The following is a 3,925-nucleotide window of genomic DNA, read 5'->3' as shown; positions in this document are numbered from 1 at the left end:
GACCGTGCGCAATTCCGCGACACCCAGAAGCTGCAGCCCGGCGCCGTAGGCCAGCATGCCGGCCAGGACCAGCACCCCCATCGCCGGAACGCGCAGCGGATTGGGCCGCACCGCCAGCGGGCCCAGCACCGTCAGGTCCAGCATCACCAGCACCACCACCATGCCCAGCGCCGCCAGGACCATGCGTCCGACCCGCGACAGCGTGCCCGCCCCCAGGCGCAGCGCCCCGCGCCGATGCAGCACCCCGCCCAGCAGCGCGACATTGACCATCGCCGCCAGGCTGCTGGCCAGCGGCGGCCCGACATGGGCCAGCGGCCGCATCAGCACCAGGTTCAGCACGAAATTCAGCAGCAGCGTCGCCAGGCCGATCCGCACCGGCGTGGCGGTATCGCCGCGCGCGAAGAACCCGGGCGAGAGGACCTTGATCAGCACGAAGGCCGGCAGTCCCAGCGCATAGGCTCGCAGCGACTGCGCGGACAGCATGGCGTCGCGCGGACTGAACGCGCCATGGCCGAACAGGGTGGCCATGACCGGCCGGGCCAGCACCATCAGCGCCAGCGCCGACGGCACGGTCAGGATCAGCGCATATTCGATCGCCCGGTTCTGCGTCAGGTGCGCATTGTCGCTGTCCTGGGCCGAGACATGGCGGCTGAGCACCGGCAGAAGGGTCGTGCCCGCGGCGGCCCCCAGCACGCCCAGCGGCAACTGGTTCACCCGGTCGGCGAAATACATCAGCGACACGCTGCCTTCGGGCAGCAGGGTGCCGATCATGGTGTCGACCAGCAGGTTGATCTGGGTGATCCCGCTGCCCAGGCATCCGATGGCCATGCGGCCGATCAGGGTGCGGATGCGCGCGGTCAGATGCGGGACGGGCAGGTACAGCCGAAACCCCGCGCGCCGCGCCGCCTCCAGCAGCAGGGCCAGTTGCACCACGCCAGACGCGGTGATGCCCCAGGCGGCGGCGCGCGCCACGTCGCCGGTCAGCGGCGTCAGGACGAAGATCGCGGCGATGCCCACGATGTTGAAGGTGACGTAGGCCGCTGCCGCCACCCCGAAACGATGCAGCCCGTTCAGCACCCCCGACACCAGCGCCGCGCCGCAGATCAGCACCAGGTAGGGGAAGGTGATGCGGCTCAAATTCACCGCCAGCCCATAGCGGCTGCCGGCATGGCTGAAACCCGGGGCGATGATCCGCAGCACCGCCGGCATGAAGATCTCGCCCAGCAGCGCGATCACCGTCAGCCAGGCCAGCAGCACGCTCAGCGTCTCGCTGGCGAAGCGGCGGGCATGCTCCTCGCCGTCGGTCGTCAGGGTGGCGGAAAACAGCGGGACGAAGGCCGCGTTCAACGCTCCCTCGCCGAACAGGCGGCGAAACATGTTCGGCAGGCGGAACGCGACCTGATAGGCGTCCTGCACCGGTCCGGCGCCCAGGAACGCGGCCAGAAGCTGGTCGCGTACCAGCCCCAGCACGCGGCTGAGCATCGTCCAGCCTCCGACGGTCAGAAAACCCTTCAGCACGCGCCGGACCTCCTTTTGCCCCGCATCGGGAATCCGCCGGATCAGTGGTCCAGGATCGCCCGTTCTATGGCCAGGCGCATGCGGCGGGATTCGGGCGATGTCAGGCTGACGAACCAGTTCGCCAGCCTGCCGTCGCGCCCGACCAGGTATTTATAGAAATTCCAGCGCGGCCGGGACAGAAATCCGCCCTCCTGCGTCAGCCAGCGGAACAGCGGCAGCGTCTGGTCGCCGCGCACGTGGCTGCGGGCGGCCATCGGAAAGGTCACGCTGTAATTGCGGCTGCAGAAGGTCGCGATCTCCGCGTCGCTGCCGGGCTCCTGGTCGCCGAAATCGTTCGACGGCACGCCGATGACCGTCAGATCGCTGCCGCGATAGAACGACCAGATGGCCTGCAGCCCCTCATATTGCGGGGTAAAGCCGCATTTCGACGCGGTATTGACGATCAGCAGCGGCTTGCCCCGCAAGGCCCCCAGATTGATGGAGCCGCCCTCCAGGGCGGGCAGGGTGAAATCATAGACGCTGGTCATGGAACCGATTCTGTCCGTTGCACTCTATCCGAACGGAAACAGTAGAGCAGATCGCCCCCGCGTCGAAGAGCCAATCGCGCGAAGATACCCGATATAACAATAAAATAGCGTAATTTATCACGGCGGCGGGCCATTCGCGCGCTTTCCTGCCCCGTCCCGTCTGGACAGCGCCCGCCCGCGCAGACAGTGTCGTTGCCATTCTGCAATTGGTGGGGCGGCATGGCGGTTCTGCGCGGTATTCTGGGGCTGGCCTGCCTGATCGGCCTGGCAATCCTGTTTTCGACCGACCGCCGGAGCATCCGGCCCCGGATCGTCCTGGCCGCCGTGGCGATGCAGGTGGCGCTCGGCGGGCTGGTCCTGTTCGTGCCGCCGGGGCGCCGGGCGCTCCATGCCGTGTCCGACGGGGTCAACCTGGTGCTCGGCTACGGCGCGGAGGGCATCCGGTTTTTGTTCGGCGGCCTGGTCGATCCGCGCATGCTCACCCTGTTCCCGGACGACGGCTTCATCTTCGCGTTCCGCATCCTGCCGCAGATCGTCTATATCTCGGCGCTGATCGCCATCCTGTACCATTACGGCGTCATGCAGCGCACGGCCCGAATCCTGGGCGGCCTGGTCCGCGCGGCGCTCGGCACCACGACGATCGAATCCTTCTCCGCCGTCACCACCATCTTCCTGGGACAGAGCGAGATGCCGGTCGCCATCCGGCCCTATGTCCCGCTGCTGACCAGGGGCGAGCTGTTCGCGGTGATGTCCAGCGGCACGGCCTCGGTCGCCGGCTCGGTGCTCGCGGGCTATGCCGGCCTGGGCGTGCCGATGGAATATCTGCTGGCGGCCTCGGTGATGGCGATCCCCGGCGGCCTGCTCTTCGCCAAGATCATCATGCCCTCGGACGAGGAAACCCGCATCACCCGCCTGGACCTGGATTTCGGCCACGAACGTCCCGCCAACATGTTCGAGGCCATCGCCGTGGGCGCGTCCAGCGGCGTGGCCGTCGCGGTGGCGGTGGGCAGCATGCTGATCGCCTTCATCGGCCTGATCGCCCTGGCCAACGGGCTGACCCATGGAATGGGCACCTGGTTCGGGGTGGCCGATCTGTCGCTCGAACGTATTTTCGGCGTGGTCTTCGCCCCGCTGGCCTGGCTGGTCGGCGTGCCCTGGCATGCCTGCGGCATCGTCGGCGCCATCATGGGCCAGAAGCTGATCTTCAACGAATTCGTGGCCTACGTCACTCTGTCGCCACTGTTTCACCAGGCCACGCTCGACGGGCGCACCCTGGCCATCGCCTCCTTCGCGCTATGCGGCTTTTCCAACCTCTCCTCGGTGGGCATCCTGATCGCCGCCTTCGGCAGCGTCGCCCCGGAACGCCGGTCCGAAATCGCCCGGATCGGCCTGCGCGCGGTCCTTGCCGGCTCGCTGTCCAACTTCGCCAGCGCCACGATCGCCGGCATGTTCGTGGGGTAGCCCCCCTGTTCCCCGCCGACCTGTTCCGTGCCGGCCTATTCCGTGCCGACCGGCCGGCTCAGCAGCCTGTCCCGCGCCTCCGCCATGCCGATATCCCCGGCCAGCAGCAGCGACACCGTCTCGATCACCGGCACGGCGATATCGTGCCGGCGCGCCAGCGCCAGGATCGCGGGCGCGGTGCTCACCCCCTCGGCCACCGTCGTGCGGTGGCGCAGGATCGTCTCCAGGCTCTCACCCTGTCCCAGCGCCAGGCCCAGGCTGAAATTGCGCGACGACGCCCCGGTGCAGGTCAGGATCAGGTCCCCGACCCCCGCCAGGCCGGACAGGGTCGCGGCCCGGCCGCCCAGGCCCTGCGACAGCCGCCCCAGCTCGGCCAATCCGCGGGTGATCAGCGACGCCCGGGCATTCTCGCCCAGCCC

General features: G+C 68.5%; 4 protein-coding genes. 1 reads left to right on the top strand and 3 read right to left on the bottom strand.

Annotation, left to right across the window (positions count from 1 at the left end; all coding sequences use genetic code 11):
- Together murJ and HUK84_RS11935 are read right to left on the bottom strand one after the other, a co-directional pair.
- A partial coding sequence (gene murJ / locus HUK84_RS11940) for a murein biosynthesis integral membrane protein MurJ (RefSeq protein ID WP_176640490.1) occupies positions 1–1,518 on the bottom strand: 1,518 nt, incomplete at its 3' end.
- Positions 1,519–1,559: 41 nt separating this feature from the next.
- A complete protein-coding gene (locus HUK84_RS11935; protein WP_176640489.1) occupies positions 1,560–2,045 on the bottom strand; it encodes a glutathione peroxidase in 486 nt (161 codons plus the stop codon).
- 219 nt (positions 2,046–2,264) lie between these two features.
- On the opposite strand from HUK84_RS11935, the gene HUK84_RS11930 reads away from it, so the two are divergent.
- Positions 2,265–3,506: a NupC/NupG family nucleoside CNT transporter gene (locus tag HUK84_RS11930; protein WP_176640488.1), complete on the top strand. Its 1,242-nt coding sequence runs from the start codon at positions 2,265–2,267 to the stop codon at positions 3,504–3,506.
- A gap of 35 nt (positions 3,507–3,541) precedes the next feature.
- Here HUK84_RS11930 and HUK84_RS11925 read toward each other — a convergent pair.
- On the bottom strand, positions 3,542–3,925 hold a 384-nt coding region (locus tag HUK84_RS11925; protein ID WP_317135283.1), incomplete at its 5' end, for an NAD(P)H-dependent glycerol-3-phosphate dehydrogenase.

It is taken from the genome of Nguyenibacter vanlangensis (assembly GCF_013376155.1).
Classification (GTDB): domain Bacteria; phylum Pseudomonadota; class Alphaproteobacteria; order Acetobacterales; family Acetobacteraceae; genus Gluconacetobacter; species Gluconacetobacter vanlangensis.
The sequence above is the reverse complement of the archived record's forward strand: the minus strand, read 5'-3'. Positions and strand labels throughout refer to the sequence as shown.